Genomic DNA, 16,072 nt, shown 5'->3' with positions numbered 1-16,072 from the left:
CAATCATCTGGCCGTTTTTAAATGTTTTTTTAAGATTTTCTACATCCAATTAATTATAGCACAGCTCAACTGTCTTTCCTTGATGTAAGAGTCTTTCATTTCAGTTTTTTTCATTTTTTCTGTATACTGGATTTGAGAAAGGGAGGTTAAACTTATGATCAAAGAATTTAAAGAATTTATTATGCGTGGAAATGTCCTTGATTTAGCTGTTGGGGTCGTTATTGGTTCAGCTTTCACTGCAATTGTTACACAAATCGTTAACGGATTGATCACGCCGTTAATTAGTTTGATATTCGTATTTACTACTGGAGAAAAAAGTGCAGATGATGCGCTAGGCGCCCTTGTTTTTAACGTCAAAGGTGTAGCTTTCAACATTGGTGATGTGATTAGTGCCCTTATTACATTTTTAATTACTGCCTTTGTGTTATTCCTAATCGTAAAAGCTGTTAATAAGATGAAGAAAACACCACAACCAGAGGAAGAAGAAGTTACTGGTCCTACAACGGATGATCTATTAGAACAGATCCGTGATTTGTTGGCAGCTCAAAATGCCGCGAAAACAACGAATATTTTGAAAGATAATGCTGAAGAGATTAAAAAGTAGCTCTCAACGATTAACACTAACTCAATTTTGTGAATTAGCTTTCCCAACAAATGCATCTGCATTTATTGGGAAAGCTTTTGTTTGTATTAAAATAGTCCGAACATTCCAACAAAGATTGATGTATACTAAATTGATACCATACATCAAGGAGGAAAAATAGTATGAAAAAAAGTTGGATTACATCTGAATCTCTTGTCTACATACTTATTCTGGGGTTTGTCGGGGAAATCATTTTGAAAGATAGCTATCCACGGTTAGGAACACTTATTTTCAATTGCGCACTAGGTATCGCGCTCATAGTTGGTGGCTGGCAATTGAAATTAAAGTCAAATTTGTTAGCTCGAATTGTATTTGCATTAGGTGTATTGTGGTTAGGATATTTATTTTTATATTATGTAATTGGTTTTAATAATCCTCAATTTTAATTTCTAGTACTAATAAAAAAATTGACACACATTTTTCATGCGTGCCAATTTTTTTATTTAGTTTCTCCTCATATGGATATGAGGAATATCATCTTCCAAATACACATCAGAAATAGCTTCAAACCCAAAAGTTCCATAAAAATTTATTAGATGCGCTTGCGCACCAATAATAATGGGACGATTTGGATATTTCTCTTCGACTACTTTCAACGTTTCTTCTAAAAGTCTGTTTCCTAATTTTTTCCCACGATACTCAGGATTCACTATTACTCTACCAAATGTTACCGTATCACCTTGATCAATGATTCGGGTATAGCCTACAATATCTGATCCTTCTTGCAGCCAAGTATGCCAAGCAAACTCGTCAGCGTCATCCACCTCTTGATAAGGACAGTTTTGTTCAACCACAAATACAGCGATTCTAAGCTTTACGATTTCTAAAAATTCTTTAGTCGTCAATTTTGTAAATTCTTTTACATGATACTCCATTTCATTGACCTCCTCAATACGTCAAATAGTGTAAAATAATCGTTTTTAATAATCAAATAAACAACTGTACACCATTCCATAAATTTAATAGCAATACCAAAATAATGACAAGTTGAAACACTTGAGTCACTCGTTTAGAGGAAATTTTCCCACTGATCAACGCTCCCACAAAACCACCCAAAACAGCAGCTGGGATCACGTATAATAAGATAGAGAGATCGAACCGCCCAAAACCCGTTGTTTGTGCAATCGTAAATAATTTTGCTACCTGCGAAAAGAAAATCGTAATAATCGAATAAACCGTTGCTTCTTTGATTGGAATTCCAAAGCACAACATCAATAATGCTACATTGATCGGTCCACCGCCAATTCCTAATAAAGTAGAAATAAATCCTAAAAATAAGCCGACAATCACATACCAGATAGGATGAGATAAATCAAATGAGCGCTCATTGCCAACTTTTGTATAGAAATAAGCAAATAGCAACGTTATGATTGTCAGAATGATTTGGATCAATTGAACATATTTTTCATCAGAAAATAATCGCAACAAGGATTCGAACAACGAATTTCCAGAAATCCCACCTATTATAGAACCTAAAGATACTAATACCGCAATTGGAATTTGCAGCCTTAATCCATTTTTCATCTGCCTAAGCGTAGAAACGATCGACATAGTGAACACTGCTACGCTAGAATAAAATGAAATTGCTGCTACTGGATGGAAGTCCAGCGTATCTAGTACGGGTTTGATGATCACACCACCACCCATACCTGAAATTGCACCAACTGTATTCGCTAAAATAATGACAATAAAATAAATGGTTCCTATATGCACAATTTTTTTCCTCTCCTAAAAGTAATCAACATTTCTTTAGGCTTTTCTTCGTCTGGCAAAATCGACGAATTTGAATTTATCTAATCTATGCCTAGATTCTGTGTATTCAAAACAACGTGTGTCTTCTAAACTCACTACACTACGGACAACGACCACATGAGTATCTTCTTGAATATCCATTAATTTGCGGTCATCTTCCGTTACTGCTTCCACTGTAATTTCTTTTTGAGCGTAGCTGATTGCTAGTCCTAAATCATTTTCAAAATAATCATAGATAGAATCTGCCGCACGTTCTTCAGGCAACTCCTTAACGATTTCTTTAAGTAAATAATCGATATCCACGATCACCACTTCTCCGTCAATCTCCCTTTGTCGAACTAAACGCCAAACCTCAGCATCTTTTTTCCATCCCGTCAAACGAGCCAAAGATTCACTAACAGTCTCTTCTTTTAATTCCACAACTCTAGTGACACTATGTATTTGTTGGGCACTTTGTAGCTCTCTATAACTGATAACACCAGAAATCGGCAAATCGAATTTCCTTACGTTTAAGACGATCGATCCTTTCCCCTGCTGCTTTTGGATATACCCAGCATTGATCAGCAAATTCAACGCTTTACGAATCGTTTCTCTTGAAACGGAATACTGTTCAACTAATTGATTCTCACTTGGCAGCAATGTTCCCGGCTGATAATCTCCATCTAAAATCCCTTTTTCAAGCTCTAAAAATATATCATGAAATTTATTCATGTCCATCCCTCCACCCTAGGATACTCAAAGAAAATGATAGCACATTCTTCCTTAAAAAAATAGCATTCCCAAAAAGTAAGCTTTCAATCTGAAACAATTCTTTTAGATTATCCGACTTGTATTTACAAGCGTTTCATACTATAATGAGAACGAAAACATCAACATGTCTATACAAGTTTAAATAAATCTTAGTCAGGAGCCCTTTATAATGAACTTTCTTTTACTTACACTTACACAAAATAGCTTACATATCCAAGAAAAAGCACAGAACACCTTAATCTCAGAGCACACGTTTCCTTTTTCTGATTTTGAATTTCCTAAAACAGCAGAAATTTTAGCCGCACAGATCAAAGAACTATTCCCAACCGCTACAGGCGCTGTTTTTAGTGAGATAGTCCCTGAATTTTATAGCGAAAATACAAACGTAACAGCTTTAAATGCAAGCATAGAAAATCTGATCAAGCATTTTTCAGAATTATTGAATTTACCAATTCTTACCGTTTCTGAACTAGAAGCGGCTACAGATTTAGCTACAGCATTTAAAGAAAAATCAGAGTATTTAACCTGGAATTTAGATTATTTTGGCTATGCTCCAGGCAAAGAAGAGTATTCAGTTGAATCACTATTAACGATTGGTAATGGCTTTATGGGCTTGCGTGGTACTGTGCCAGAAATGACACTTTCAAAAGAACACTATCCTGCAACTTACATTGCGGGACTTTATAATGAAGAAAAATCAGAAGTCGCTGGTCAAATCGTTGAAAATGAAGATTTTGTCAATACACCAAATAACCAATATATCAGTATCAAAGTAGACGGAGCAGATGACTGGTTGACTCTTGAAAAAGCCACGTTGCATTATTTGCACAGAAATCTAAACTTAAAAACTGGCTTATTTTCTTCTCATATGATTATTGAAGATAGCCACCAGCATCAATTAAAAATAACAGCTAAAAAAATAGTCAATATGGCTAAAAAGAATAATTACAGTATTCAATACTTGATCAAGCCATTGAATTTTTCTAAGGATATTACCGTCAAAACAACAACTGATGGCGCAGTCTACAATTTCAATGTTGAACGATACCGTAATCTAACTGCTAAGCATTTCCATATAACCCAATTGCTTGCAGAAAAAAACAAAGCAATGATTGAGGTCCAAACCAATCAATCGAGAATAAATGTCCAACAAGTAGCAACGATTACGGGTGATTTTTTTGACGCTGATACTGTCAAAAACTCTATTGGTCAAGAAATCATTGAACAAGAAATTACTTTTTATGCGGAGAAAAATACCACGTATACTTTCGAAAAGCAGGTTCAAGTTAAAGCATCTATAGCCAAAGAAAATTGGGAAGCACCTTTACTTCCAGCAACTTCTTTTGATTCAGAATTTACTGAGAGCAAACATGCTTGGGAAACCTTATGGAAAAAATCAGATATTCGCGTTACAGGCGATCTGATGTCCCAAAAATTATTAAGAATCCATACGTATCACTTATTAGTTTCTGCTTCCCCATTTAATAATAATGATCTAGACGTTTCTGTCACTGCTCGCGGTTTGCATGGTGAAGCCTATCGTGGTCATATTTTCTGGGATGAGATTTTTATCCTGCCATTTTATATTCTGCATTTCCCTGAAACCGCGAAACAGCTGTTGATGTATCGTTATAATCGCTTAGGTAAAGCAAAGGAAAATGCTCGTGAAAGCAACTACGCTGGTGCAATGTATCCTTGGCAATCAGGCCTTGATGGTAGTGAAGATACACAAAAGCTTCACTTGAATCCGTTGAATGGGCAATGGGGTGAAGACCACAGTATCCTTCAACGTCATGTTTCATTAGCGATTGCGTACAATGTCTGGATGTATTGGAACAACTCGGGAGATGATCAGTTCATCAAAGAATATGGCGCTGAAATGCTACTAGAAATCGCTAATTTCTGGCGCAGTGCTGCGACTTTTGATGAAACGACCAATCGCTATTATATCGATAAAGTCATGGGACCTGATGAATTTCATGAAGCTTACCCTGACAGTACCGAAAGCGGCTTAAAAAACAACGCCTACACAAACTTAATGGTAGTCTGGTTATTTGAAGAGTTAGAAAATATCCTTTCACTATTAGATACGCAAGAACAAACAGAATTATTTAATAAAACAGGCATCACGCAAGAGCATCTGAAAAAAATGGAAGACATTCGTAAACGTTTATCGATCGAAGTCAATGAAGACGGAATCATCGCTCAATATGAAGGCTATTTTGATTTAAAAGAAATCGATTGGGAAAAAGCCAAAGAGAAATACGGTAATATTTATCGGATGGATCGTATTTTGAAAGCAGAAGGTCAGTCACCTGATGATTATAAAGTGTCAAAACAAGCCGATACCTTGATGTTATTCTACAATTTAAATAAAGAAAAAATTGATGAAATCTTAGCAGAACTTGGCTACGATTTACCTGAAGATTATCTTGAAAAAAATCTTTTATACTACTTAAACAGAACATCACATGGTTCAACTTTATCAAGAATCGTTCATGCGCAATTAGCGGAAGAAGTAGCCTTTCATGATTTGTCTTGGAAGTTATACCAAGAAGCTTTATACTCTGATTATCAGGATATTCAAGGCGGAACGACGGCGGAAGGAATCCACACAGGTGTGATGGCTGCAACTATTTATGTTACTTTGACAACTTACGCTGGAATTGATATCAAAAAGAACCATCTAACGATTCAACCTAATTTACCGCAAAATTGGACTGAGATGATCTTTAATATTGATCATAAAGGGATTCACTATGATTTGATTGTTTCAAAAGATTTTGTTCAAGTTTGTCCATCACAAGATACAACGGTAATTGTCCAAAATCACCCTTACCAATTGCTTGCCCATGACGTCACAACGATCAACTATTAAATATCAGACAGGAGAATACACATGAAAAAAGGTTTTGTTTTTGATTTAGATGGCGTGATTACTGATACGGCCAAATTCCATTATATTGCTTGGAAAGATTTAGCAACCAATTTAGGGATAACAATTGATGAAACATTCAATGAAACATTAAAAGGGATCAGCCGTATGGATTCCTTGGATAAAATTTTAGCTTATGGACACAGAGAAAATGATTTTACTACAGCAGAAAAAGAAGCGTTAGCCAAAAAGAAGAATGATGAATATGTTAAACTCTTAGCTGATCTTTCTGAAGCTGACTTGCTACCTGGTGTTCACGACTTTTTAGTCCAAGCAAAAAAACGTAATATCCCTTGCTCGATTGCTTCAGCTTCGAAAAATGCACCGATGATTTTAAAGAAATTAGGTGTTCTTGATTTCTTCGGACACATCGTTGATCCAGAAACTCTGAAAAAAGGGAAACCTGACCCAGAAATTTTCGTAAAGGCGGCGGAAAGTATCGACGTTGCGCCAAAAGATGCAGTAGGTTTCGAGGATGCACAAGCCGGAATCGAAGGAATCAAAGCAGCAGGAATGTATGCTGTAGGTATTTCTGCAACAGAAGTCTTAGCAGGAGCAGATTTACAGGTTGCTTCATTGACTGAATTAAATATTGAGCAACTAATCAACCAATAAAACCAAAAGAAGAGGTAGCGATAATCTTAACCGCTACTTCTTCTTTTTATCTCTTCATGACGTTAACACAAGTTTCTTCCATTTACGGATTTTAGTTCGGAAATTGGTAAATGGCGCTACAGTGTTGATATGTACCCATTTATATAAGGGCCACATCGCTTTAGTTGTAGCATAGTTTCTCTGACCTGCTTCAAACAACTCCTCATCAGACAATGTTTCCAGCCATATACATACCTGATTGACAGCCTCTCTCAACATTTTCCTTTGCTCCGCGATACTGTATTCACCGTATTTTTTATAAAATGACTGATATAAGCCGCCTAAATTATTCCATTTATATCCTGGCGCAGGAGTTTGTACTATTTTTCCTGCCTGCTCGTCTTGCTCCCACTGAAGAATCAAGTTCACCCAACCAAGCTGATAAGACAAATTTTCAGAAGGCGTTTTATCTACCTCTTCGATCCGTTCATTCTTTAACGCTTCTGGTACTTGTTCAAACTCTTCATCATACTTCTCATATCTCTTTTTTATTTCATCGATCAATTCCTGTTTATTTTCGTATGTACGCATAAGTAGACTCCTTTCGTGTTGCTATTTATTTCTATTTTAAACCTTGTCATAATGTCAAAGTCAAGTATACTAATAAAAAATGACTATCTATTTTAAGGAGTAAAAGAATGTTTAAAATCAGCGAATTTTCCAAACTGACAACGATCAGCCCGCGTATGCTACGGCACTATGACAAGTTAAATTTATTAAAACCTGAGAACATTCAAAAAGAAAATGGCTATCGCTATTACACTCCTGAACAAATCAATCAAGCAAACCAACTTCTTTCACTAAAAAACGTTGGGATTCCGTTAAAAGAGATCAAAGCCCTTTTAGATCATAGTATCGATCAAGAAAACTATTTAGCAAAACATCGAAATTTACTAGAAACTGAATTGGCTGAAAAAAAATTGCAACTGGCCTTTTTAGATCGTTTAGAAGAAAAAAATACCACTTCAAACTTCGACGAAATAAATTATCCCATAGAAATAAAAACGATGAATGATCATTTGGTCCTTTCCTATCGTCAAAAAGTGGATTCTTATTATGATGAAAAACAACTTTGGCAGAAATTATTTTCTAAAGTAAGAGCCCAAGACATCGTGAAATTTGGTCAATCTATTGCTGTTTTCCATAGTGGTAACACTGAAATTATCGATATCGAAGTAATGATCAGTATCCCTGAAAAACTCAGTCCATTTTATCCAGAAGCAAAAATATTCTCCCCAGGATCTACCGCATCTATCGTTACAACTGGCGCTTATTCGACTATGCCAAAAGTTCATGCAGATATGGTTGAATGGCTTGGATTGAATAATTATATACTTGCTGGAAATATGTTTAATATTTATCATTCTAGTCCTGCAACAGAAGAAAGAGAAGAATTATATATTACTGAGGTTTGCTACCCGATAAAATAGTAGCAAGTCACTGTTTTATCGGGTAACTCACAAATAAAAAACTGGCAGAATATTTTTGATCCTGCCAGTTTTTTTAGTTCAATTGTCCTTTTACGATTTTCTCTACCACACAAAATTCCTTATCCAAAAGAATCAAGTCAGCGTCATATCCCACAGCAATCTTGCCTAATTTCTTTTCTCCTAAAATAGTAGCTGGAGTAGTTGAGCCCATTTTGATTGCATCCTCTAGCGGAATTCCCATCTCCACGCTCAGTCTAAGGGCTTCGTTCATCGTGACTGTGCTAGACGCCAATGTGCCATCATTTAAGCGGGCAACACCATTTTCAACAGTGACATGATGTCCGCCAAATTCATAAGCGCCATCTCCCACACCCATAGCTTGTAATGCATCTGTGATCAAAACCACCCCATCCGCTCCTTTTATTTTGTGCAATAGGCGGACGATTCCCGGATGTAAATGAATTCCATCAACAATCGCCTGAACACTGACCGTATCATTTTCAAGAGCTGCAGTAACCAAACCTGGTGCTCGATGATGAATCGGCGGCATTGCGTTGAAACAGTGAGTAATATGCGAAGCGCCTTGTTGAAAAGCCGCTTGTGCCTCTTCATAAGTTGCATCAGAATGTGCAATTGCCACGACTACGTTTTTTTGTTTTAAATAGGTGATCAATTCCAAGCAGCCTGGTAATTCTGGTGCTACGGTAACCATTTTGATCAAATCACCTGCTCGTTCAAAAATCATGTCCATTTCTTTTAAATCTGGGTTTCTAAGATAATTTGGATCTTGCATGCCCTTTCGTTTAACATTTAGATAAGGTCCTTCTAAATGGATACCTACAATCTTTGCTCCAATTTCATGTCCAACCACTTCTTTGGTTCTGTCGATCATCGTCAATAATGCTTCTAACGAAGAAGTGACCGATGTTACTAAAAATCCTGTACAGCCAGTCTCTAAACATTTTTTAGACACTTCTTGAATACTTTTTGTCGTACCATCCATCATATCAAAGTTATTGGCTCCGTGAATGTGGACATCGATCATTCCAGGTATCAACAGTTGGCTTTGACCATCGATTCGATGATCCATGTCCTCATTAGAAAAAGCGTTAGTTTCTGATGCTTCTACCTTTAAAATACTTTCGTTTTCTATCAAGATATCGACTAATTCTAGGCCATCTTCTTGACTTATCATTACGTTTTGAATAAGTGTTTTCATTTTTTTCCACCTTCAACAAGAATAATTTTGACTTCGTTTTTTCGCAATTGTTTGGTGATTGTGTCTGATAGCGGCTTATCTGTGATCAATAGATCGATTTTGGCAAAATCTAGTTTAAAATTGGTCGTATTTCGAGCTTTAGAGCTATCGAGCACTACACACGTTCTTTTCGCATTTTTGATAATGGTGTGTTTTAATTCAATGTCTTCTAATTCAGAGTAAAACAAACCTGTATCACTAATTCCTGACGCACCAATAAATGCGATATCAAAATAAAAATTAGCTAGTTGAGCAATCACTGCTGCACCATGTAATAAGTGAGAGTTAGAATTGAAGTACCCTCCTAGCAAATAGACTTCCTGCTTATTATTGACTTCTGTCGCTGATATGGCATTATCGATCGAATTAGTGACAATCAAGACATTTTCTTGCGTGAGTTCTTTTGCGATAAACTGAACAGTTGTTGAAACATCTAGCCAAATCGTTTGATTCGCTGAAATTTCTTTGACTGCTTTATGAGCAATTCGAATTTTTTCTTGGCTGTTTAAAACTAAACGTTTGGAATAATCTTCAATCTTTGTCTTGATGATTGGTAGAGCAATTCCTCCGCGATATCTTTCAGCTAAACCGTCATTGACGATCAACAAGATGTCGCGACGGATGCTGTCTTTAGATATTTGGAAATAGTCGGCTAACTCGGTTGCATCTAGCTTTTCCTTCTCTTGGAGTAACTCTAAAATTTTTGCGATTCGTTCTTTTTGATTCATACGTTCCCTCCTGATTTATTTTGAGTATAACAAATAAATCATCGTTTGCATATTATTAAGTTTTAAATTCTATTTTTTAAGTTTTGTTAAGTTAAATATTTCTGTGAAAAAAATTCTAATTAAAAAACTACACAAAAAAGCTGAACACCCTTTTACTTTTGGTGTGTTCAGCCGTAATTTTTCTCTATTTAAATGATTCTTTTTTATACCATCCTATTGCTGTTAAAGAAATAAGTAACAGTCCTGTAATCCAAGTCCCGTTCGTGCTTGGATCATTTGTTGCAGGTAATTGTTTCCCAGTTGGTTTTGTTGTTCCGACAGGCTTCGTCGAACCTGTAGTATTTTCAGTGATTTTGACCTCAACCACTTGCGCCCCTTCTTCTACGTAAAACTCGTACCCTGGATATTTTTCAGCCAGCTTTTTCATTGTTTCATCAGACCAGTTATACGTATACATAAATGAGGTAGTACCCGTTTTTAAGGCTTTCCAGTTACCTGCTGAATCAATTTCAATGATCGAAGGGTCCTTGATAATCGGAGCAAATGAACCTGCAGCATCGTTAATTCCTTCAATCGGTTTTACTTTGATTTGTCCAGTATCACCGATTTTTCCATCGATAGAGGTGATATCGATCCTTGGCGTGATATTTAATGTTCCTGCTGGCTTCACTTCTACCTTAACTTGAGTGGCAATATCTCTTGATGTCAACGTGCTACCTGGATTTTTGTCTTGAATCTCTTTACGCGATTCATCTGAAAGTTGGAAATCTAACACAAATTCCACCGTTCCAGTTTTTAAAGCTGTCCATTTTCCATCTACATCTACTGATATTATTCCTTTAGAATTATCTGGAATATAGGCTAGATAGGTTCCTTTTGGATTTGCTACTCCACCCATTGGAGCCACTTTAAATTGCCCAGTTTCACCTATTTTTGCGTTGATTGTTCCAACATTGAAGTTAGGAGTGATGTCGACACTCTTTTCTGTTGCCGCTGTCACTTCAACAGGAACATCCTGAGCGATGTCTTTTTTAACTAATTGTCGATCAGGATATTTTTCTTGGATTTTTTGCAGTGATTCTTTATCCCATTCAAAATCCAATGTTACTATGGTTTTGCCCGACTTCATCCCTTGCCATTGACCCCGTTCATTGATTGAGAGGATACTTTGATCTGCAACAGTCGTTTTGAACGTACCTTTTAGCTCTTTCATTCCTTCGATTTGTTCAACTTCTACGGTACCTTTCCCGCCGATATCTGTTTTAATCTCTTTAGTTTTAAATTTTGGTGTAATATCTATTTCCTTTTTTCCTTCAGTGACTTTTGTTTTTATTTCAGATGTTTTAGTCACTTCTACTTCAGCTTCAGAGCTATTCTCTGTAGCAAATGAAGTTGATGAAAATGACAAACATACTGAATTAAACAAGATTCCCAACATCAAGCCTTTTACTATTTTCATTGATACTCCCTCTATTTTCATTATAATTGATACACTTTCATCTTATCAAATTTTAATTTTAAGAGCAACAACTGTTTTGCAATAAAAAACTGGTCCAAGCTTTTACTTAAACCAGTCGTACATCATTATTTAGGCATTACCTCTGCTGGAATTGCCGATTGATATTTCTTCCCACCAACTGTAGCTTGGTGTTCTGCTTTCGCTTGTGCAACTAATTCAGGATTGATCAATAAATCATAAGCTGTTGTTGCAATTGTTTTACCTGCCGCTAGTAATCCTTTGTGTGCCACAGATGATTTCCCGTTTGCTACCCATTGCCATGAATGCGGCGGCGTTCCTTGAGGTTCACAGCCAACCAACACTTGAGCAGTTGGGCAAACCCAGCTAACGTCACCCACATCCGTTGAACCAGACGTTGCTTCTGAGAAAACCAAGGGGCTGATTTGGTCTAAGACTGGCATTGTTCCAAGTCGTTCTATTTCTTCTTCACTAGCAGTTGGATTGCTTTGTCTTGCTCTAGTTATTAAATTTGCTTTTGTCGCTTCATTTAAGCTGTCATAATATCTTTGGCTATACTCTTGGTCTTCTTTTGTTAAATTCAAGTTGCCGAATTCTTTAAAATTCTCATACATGGCTGTAGTAACCGCTTGGTTTGGCAAGTAGTTAGCACAGGCAGAGTCAAAGACGATTTCAAGCTCTGTTTCAGTCATTAACGCCGCACCTTCTGCGATTTTGTTGACACGTTTGTAGATTTCTTCTGCTTGTTCTAGTTTTGGTGCGCGAATAAAGTAATATAAGCTCGCTGTCGGTTGAACTACATTCGCAGATTCTCCGCCAGCATCCATAAAGGCATAGTGAACACGGCCTTCATCAATGATATGTTCGCGTAAAAATTGAACCCCAATATTCATTAATTCTGCTGCATCAAGCGCACTGCGTCCTTGTTCAGGAGCTGCTGCTGCATGAGCCGAAATACCCTTGAAGTTATAATAAATTTGATAAACAGCTAAACTGCTCAAGCCCCAAGCCATATTTGTGTCCATTGGGTGCCATGAAAGAGCAACATCAAGACAATCAAACACGCCGTCCCTTGCCATGAATGCTTTACCATAACCACTTTCTTCAGCTGGACAACCAAATAATTTAATCGTCCCCGTTAACTTTTCTTGTTCCATCAAATCTTTAACGCCAATAGCACCAGCTAATGCACCCGTTCCAAGCAAATTATGGCCACAGCCATGTCCATTACCGCCTTCGACTTCTGCTTTTTGTTCCCCTAAATCAGCGACTTGACTTAAATTACCTAACGCATCGTATTCAGCTAAGATGCCAATAACAGGGTTGCCACTGCCGTATGTTGCAACAAATGAATATTCCATGTTAGCAACTCCCTTTTCAATTGAAAAGCCCTCTTTTTCTAAAATTTCTAGAAAAGGTTTTACAGATTCTGTAGTAGCAAATCTCGTTTCTGGTGTTCCCCAAATCTGATCTGCCGCTGCGATAAATTGATCTTTTTTTGCATCGATCAATGTTAAAATTTGTTGTTTTGCATTCATTCTTAGTTCTTCCTTTCTTAATTGTATTCAATAGGCTATTTAGTTAAATCATATATATTTTAATTTATCGATCGATCCCAAATAATTCTTTGGCGATTCGTTTTCCAGTTTTTGTTCCAGCTAATCCGCCGATCCCAGTCTCACGAATATCGGCTGGCATACTCCGCCCAACACGATACATTGTTTCGACCACTTCGTCTGCTGGGATCTCGCTTTCAATTCCTGCTAAAGCCATTTCTGCTGCACTGATGGCATTTGACGTTCCTCCTGCGTTCCGTTTAATACAAGGAATTTCTACTAGCCCTGCAACAGGATCACAAGCTAAACCAATCAAGTTATTCAAAGCAATCGCAAAGGCGTGACTGGCTTGTTCTGGTGTGCCGCCCACCATCTCGACTAATGCCACTGCTGCCATTCCAGATGCCGAACCGATTTCGGCCTGACAACCGCCTTCTGCACCTGAAATCATAGCATTATTCGCTGTGACAAATCCAAAAGCCGCCGCTGTAAATAAAAAGTGCAACATGTCCTCTCGCGTTGAGGTGAATTTTTCACTAAAGGCTAACAAAACGCCTGGAACAACGCCTGCCGAACCTGCTGTTGGTGTGGCGCAAATCATGCCCATTGCTGCGTTGACTTCATTAGTTGCGACCGCATAACATAAAGCTTTAACAAAGGTATTATCTGTCAGAACACTTTTATTATCTAAATAAGCTTGTAATTTTTTCGCATCATACCCAGTTAAACCAGAATGCGAGCGCACACCTTGCACACCTTTGGCAGCGGCAGTTTCCATCGTTTCTAAGTTTAGCATCATTTGGTTCATGATTTCGGTTCTACCGCGTCCGGATGTTTCTATTTCTTGTGCGATCATGACCTCGGATATTTTACATTGGTTCTCTTTTGCTCGTTGTACGAGTTCTTCAATTGATTCAAACAAAAAATTCACGTCCTCTAATTTAGCCGGTCGTAGGCAAAACTGCTGTTATTCCCGGTATTTCTCTGATTTTTGCTACTAATTTTTGACTGATGTCACTGACCGTTTCCACAAAGAAAACCGTTTCTTGATTTAACTTCTGAACCTCTATAAAAGCTGGACTTTCCAATGCATTTTCTACACTTGGAAGAGCCGATTTTAGATCTGCGGTAAAAACTAAACCATTGCCTTGGTCTTGATTCAATAAAGTGGAGTGATGGTTGAGCTCAATCAGTTGAATACTACCGCCACCGATAGAAATAGCTGTTAGATTCAATTTTTCTTGTTCATCGATCAACTCTAAATTGACTGTATTCGCATGTTCTGTTTCCTTTGCACTAACTAGAAATTCTATGCTGACTCCTTGTTTTTCCGCAATTTCAATAGCGTCTGGAATACGTTCATCATGTGTTTCGAAACCTAAGACGCCTGCAACGATTGCAACCGCTGTACCGTGTCCTTTATAGGTTTCAGCAAATGAACCGAAAAATGTCACGATTAATTTTTTAGGTGTATGTTTATAAAGTTCTCTTGCCATATTACCGATCCTGACCGCTCCAGCTGTATGAGAGCTGGAGGGACCGACCATGATTGGACCGATGATATCAAAAGCACTTTTGTATTTAAATTTTTTGTCTGACATTACGCTTCTTTTTTCACTCCTAATACACAAAGTCCGCAAAGTAGACTTGCTACTGCCATAAAACCGAATGCCAACGTAAATGAACCACCAGCGGCTTTGATCAATTGGCCTAAGATCATCGGTGCTAAGAATCCACCTAATGTTCCACCAGTGTTGATGATTCCGATTGAAGAACCGATAATCGATGGGTCCATGATTTTATGCGGCCATGTGAAAATCGCGGTAAAAGCACTAACGGAAACCATGCTGACTGAGATCAAACAAATCATTGATACTACTAAATTATTTGATGCAACAAAAGCTGCAACTAGAATAGCTGCTAAAACAGTGGCACTAATTATAAAAATGCGCTCTTTACCTAAAAATAGTTTAGATAATAGTTTTCCTGCAAACATCGTTGCTATGGTTTGAAAAATTGCATTCACAGCTAATAAGTAACTGATTGTTTTAATATCTATCGCAAATTTTTTCGCTAAGAAACTTGGCAACCAAGACATATTTCCATAAAGTAAAAAGTTCAATAATAACATTGCAACAAACAAAACTAAGACATTACGATTTGTGATTACCTGACTAAATTTGATTGCAGGTTTATTGCCACTCGTTTTTTCGCTTGTTGCTTGTTTAGGAACAAATACTCCTACAAGAACTAACGCAACCGCAAATAATGTTCCTAACGCTAAGTAACCATAACGCCAATTTATGTTAATCAAATTGGCTCCTAACGTAAAAGCTAAAATTCCGCCAATACCTGATGTTGATAGAATCAATGATTGAATAAAGGTTCTACGTTCTTGCGGAAAATTATCGGCAATTGATTTTGAACAACTCGGCGGATAGCCGCCATGGCCTAATCCCGCAAAAAAGCGGATAACCATAAATAACATCAAACTGCTAACTGCACCAAATGCGAATGAGAAAATTGAAATAATTGCTAGTGACAACATCAATACTTTTTTTGCTCCGATTTTATCGGCTAACCAACCACCAGGAATTTGCATCAGTGAATAGCCCAAGAAAAAGAACGACATAATCAACCCTGTTTGACCTGTATCCAAAGAAAATTCTTCTGCCATTGTTATAATTGCTGTAGAAATCATGCTCTTGTCCATGTAGATCATCGAATATCCAGCCATTAAGGCAAAAATCAACCCAGCACTACTTTTGTTTACTACTGTTTTTTCAACTTGTGTCTCCATTTTTTTCCTCCATAGCTCAATTATAAGAAAACGTTTTCTATGAATTCATTATATTAAACAATTCACAAATAAAAATTACTTTAATTGCT

At 37.1% G+C, this 16,072-nt stretch carries 16 protein-coding genes; 5 read left to right on the top strand and 11 right to left on the bottom strand.

Annotated elements, in window-relative coordinates:
• The first annotated feature begins 154 nt into the window (after positions 1 to 154).
• Entirely contained in the window at positions 155 to 604 is a 450-nt protein-coding gene (gene mscL / locus IGL98_RS00755) for a large conductance mechanosensitive channel protein MscL (protein WP_206843952.1), read from the top strand.
• Positions 605 to 765: 161 nt separating this feature from the next.
• Entirely contained in the window at positions 766 to 1,029 is a 264-nt protein-coding gene (locus IGL98_RS00750) for a hypothetical protein (RefSeq protein WP_206843951.1), read from the top strand.
• Between the two features lie 57 nt (positions 1,030 to 1,086).
• On the opposite strand, the gene IGL98_RS00745 is transcribed toward IGL98_RS00750, so the two are convergent.
• From IGL98_RS00745 to treR, 3 genes are read right to left on the bottom strand one after another with little or no spacing between them, the layout of a single operon-like run.
• Complete coding sequence (locus tag IGL98_RS00745; protein ID WP_206843949.1) at positions 1,087 to 1,518, bottom strand: GNAT family N-acetyltransferase; 432 nt, start codon at positions 1,516 to 1,518, stop codon at positions 1,087 to 1,089.
• A gap of 52 nt (positions 1,519 to 1,570) precedes the next feature.
• On the bottom strand, positions 1,571 to 2,356 hold the full coding sequence (locus IGL98_RS00740) for a TSUP family transporter (RefSeq protein ID WP_206843947.1): 786 nt from the start codon (positions 2,354 to 2,356) through the stop codon (positions 1,571 to 1,573).
• 36 nt (positions 2,357 to 2,392) lie between these two features.
• Positions 2,393 to 3,106 carry a trehalose operon repressor gene (treR, locus tag IGL98_RS00735; protein ID WP_206843946.1) on the bottom strand — a complete coding sequence of 238 codons (714 nt, stop codon included), beginning with the start codon at positions 3,104 to 3,106 and terminating at the stop codon, positions 2,393 to 2,395.
• 208 nt (positions 3,107 to 3,314) lie between these two features.
• On the opposite strand from treR, the gene IGL98_RS00730 reads away from it, so the two are divergent.
• Both IGL98_RS00730 and pgmB read left to right on the top strand, forming a co-directional pair.
• Complete coding sequence (locus tag IGL98_RS00730; protein ID WP_206912412.1) at positions 3,315 to 6,023, top strand: glycoside hydrolase family 65 protein; 2,709 nt, start codon at positions 3,315 to 3,317, stop codon at positions 6,021 to 6,023.
• A 21-nt stretch (positions 6,024 to 6,044) separates the two neighbouring features.
• Entirely contained in the window at positions 6,045 to 6,695 is a 651-nt protein-coding gene (gene pgmB / locus IGL98_RS00725; protein ID WP_206843942.1) for a beta-phosphoglucomutase, read from the top strand.
• Between the two features lie 54 nt (positions 6,696 to 6,749).
• On the opposite strand, the gene IGL98_RS00720 is transcribed toward pgmB, so the two are convergent.
• Positions 6,750 to 7,265: a ClbS/DfsB family four-helix bundle protein gene (locus tag IGL98_RS00720; protein ID WP_206843940.1), complete on the bottom strand. Its 516-nt coding sequence runs from the start codon at positions 7,263 to 7,265 to the stop codon at positions 6,750 to 6,752.
• Between the two features lie 107 nt (positions 7,266 to 7,372).
• Between IGL98_RS00720 and IGL98_RS00715 the strand changes: the two genes are divergently transcribed.
• Positions 7,373 to 8,164, top strand: a complete 792-nt coding sequence (locus tag IGL98_RS00715; RefSeq protein WP_206843938.1) for a MerR family transcriptional regulator — start codon at positions 7,373 to 7,375, stop codon at positions 8,162 to 8,164.
• 73 nt (positions 8,165 to 8,237) lie between these two features.
• On the opposite strand, the gene nagA is transcribed toward IGL98_RS00715, so the two are convergent.
• The 7 genes from nagA to IGL98_RS00680 form a co-directional block, all read right to left on the bottom strand.
• Entirely contained in the window at positions 8,238 to 9,383 is a 1,146-nt protein-coding gene (gene nagA, locus IGL98_RS00710) for an N-acetylglucosamine-6-phosphate deacetylase (RefSeq protein WP_206912421.1), read from the bottom strand.
• On the bottom strand, positions 9,380 to 10,150 hold the full coding sequence (locus IGL98_RS00705) for a DeoR/GlpR family DNA-binding transcription regulator (RefSeq protein WP_206843932.1): 771 nt from the start codon (positions 10,148 to 10,150) through the stop codon (positions 9,380 to 9,382). Before IGL98_RS00705 ends, nagA begins: the two co-directional genes overlap by 4 nt.
• A gap of 184 nt (positions 10,151 to 10,334) precedes the next feature.
• Positions 10,335 to 11,609 carry a cell wall protein gene (locus IGL98_RS00700; RefSeq protein ID WP_206843931.1) on the bottom strand — a complete coding sequence of 425 codons (1,275 nt, stop codon included), beginning with the start codon at positions 11,607 to 11,609 and terminating at the stop codon, positions 10,335 to 10,337.
• A 125-nt stretch (positions 11,610 to 11,734) separates the two neighbouring features.
• Entirely contained in the window at positions 11,735 to 13,165 is a 1,431-nt protein-coding gene (locus IGL98_RS00695; RefSeq protein WP_206843928.1) for an amidohydrolase, read from the bottom strand.
• 64 nt (positions 13,166 to 13,229) lie between these two features.
• A complete protein-coding gene (sdaAA, locus tag IGL98_RS00690; protein WP_206912423.1) occupies positions 13,230 to 14,105 on the bottom strand; it encodes an L-serine ammonia-lyase, iron-sulfur-dependent, subunit alpha in 876 nt (291 codons plus the stop codon).
• A 19-nt stretch (positions 14,106 to 14,124) separates the two neighbouring features.
• A complete protein-coding gene (gene sdaAB / locus IGL98_RS00685; protein WP_206843922.1) occupies positions 14,125 to 14,784 on the bottom strand; it encodes an L-serine ammonia-lyase, iron-sulfur-dependent subunit beta in 660 nt (219 codons plus the stop codon).
• A complete protein-coding gene (locus IGL98_RS00680) occupies positions 14,784 to 15,983 on the bottom strand; it encodes an MFS transporter (protein ID WP_206912425.1) in 1,200 nt (399 codons plus the stop codon). The genes sdaAB and IGL98_RS00680 overlap by 1 nt, the downstream gene beginning before the upstream one ends.
• Between the last annotated feature and the right edge of the window lie 89 nt (positions 15,984 to 16,072).

Origin of the sequence: Enterococcus sp. DIV0840 (genome assembly GCF_050527835.1) — a bacterium.
In the GTDB taxonomy this organism is placed as follows: domain Bacteria; phylum Bacillota; class Bacilli; order Lactobacillales; family Enterococcaceae; genus Enterococcus_L; species Enterococcus_L ureasiticus.
The sequence above is the reverse complement of the archived record's forward strand: the minus strand, read 5'-3'. Positions and strand labels throughout refer to the sequence as shown.

Excerpts from the sequence above, each read along its gene's own strand:
- mscL (WP_206843952.1), top strand. The coding sequence starts at position 155 with ATGATCAAAGAATTTAAAGAATTTATTATGCGTGGAAATGTCCTTGAT.
- IGL98_RS00750 (WP_206843951.1), top strand. The coding sequence starts at position 766 with ATGAAAAAAAGTTGGATTACATCTGAATCTCTTGTCTACATACTTATT.
- IGL98_RS00745 (WP_206843949.1), bottom strand. The coding sequence starts at position 1,518 with ATGGAGTATCATGTAAAAGAATTTACAAAATTGACGACTAAAGAATTT.
- treR (WP_206843946.1), bottom strand. The coding sequence starts at position 3,106 with ATGAATAAATTTCATGATATATTTTTAGAGCTTGAAAAAGGGATTTTA.
- IGL98_RS00730 (WP_206912412.1), top strand. The coding sequence starts at position 3,315 with ATGAACTTTCTTTTACTTACACTTACACAAAATAGCTTACATATCCAA.
- pgmB (WP_206843942.1), top strand. The coding sequence starts at position 6,045 with ATGAAAAAAGGTTTTGTTTTTGATTTAGATGGCGTGATTACTGATACG.
- IGL98_RS00720 (WP_206843940.1), bottom strand. The coding sequence starts at position 7,265 with ATGCGTACATACGAAAATAAACAGGAATTGATCGATGAAATAAAAAAG.
- IGL98_RS00715 (WP_206843938.1), top strand. The coding sequence starts at position 7,373 with ATGTTTAAAATCAGCGAATTTTCCAAACTGACAACGATCAGCCCGCGT.
- nagA (WP_206912421.1), bottom strand. The coding sequence starts at position 9,383 with ATGAAAACACTTATTCAAAACGTAATGATAAGTCAAGAAGATGGCCTA.
- IGL98_RS00705 (WP_206843932.1), bottom strand. The coding sequence starts at position 10,150 with ATGAATCAAAAAGAACGAATCGCAAAAATTTTAGAGTTACTCCAAGAG.
- IGL98_RS00700 (WP_206843931.1), bottom strand. The coding sequence starts at position 11,609 with ATGAAAATAGTAAAAGGCTTGATGTTGGGAATCTTGTTTAATTCAGTA.
- IGL98_RS00695 (WP_206843928.1), bottom strand. The coding sequence starts at position 13,165 with ATGAATGCAAAACAACAAATTTTAACATTGATCGATGCAAAAAAAGAT.
- sdaAB (WP_206843922.1), bottom strand. The coding sequence starts at position 14,784 with ATGTCAGACAAAAAATTTAAATACAAAAGTGCTTTTGATATCATCGGT.
- IGL98_RS00680 (WP_206912425.1), bottom strand. The coding sequence starts at position 15,983 with ATGGAGACACAAGTTGAAAAAACAGTAGTAAACAAAAGTAGTGCTGGG.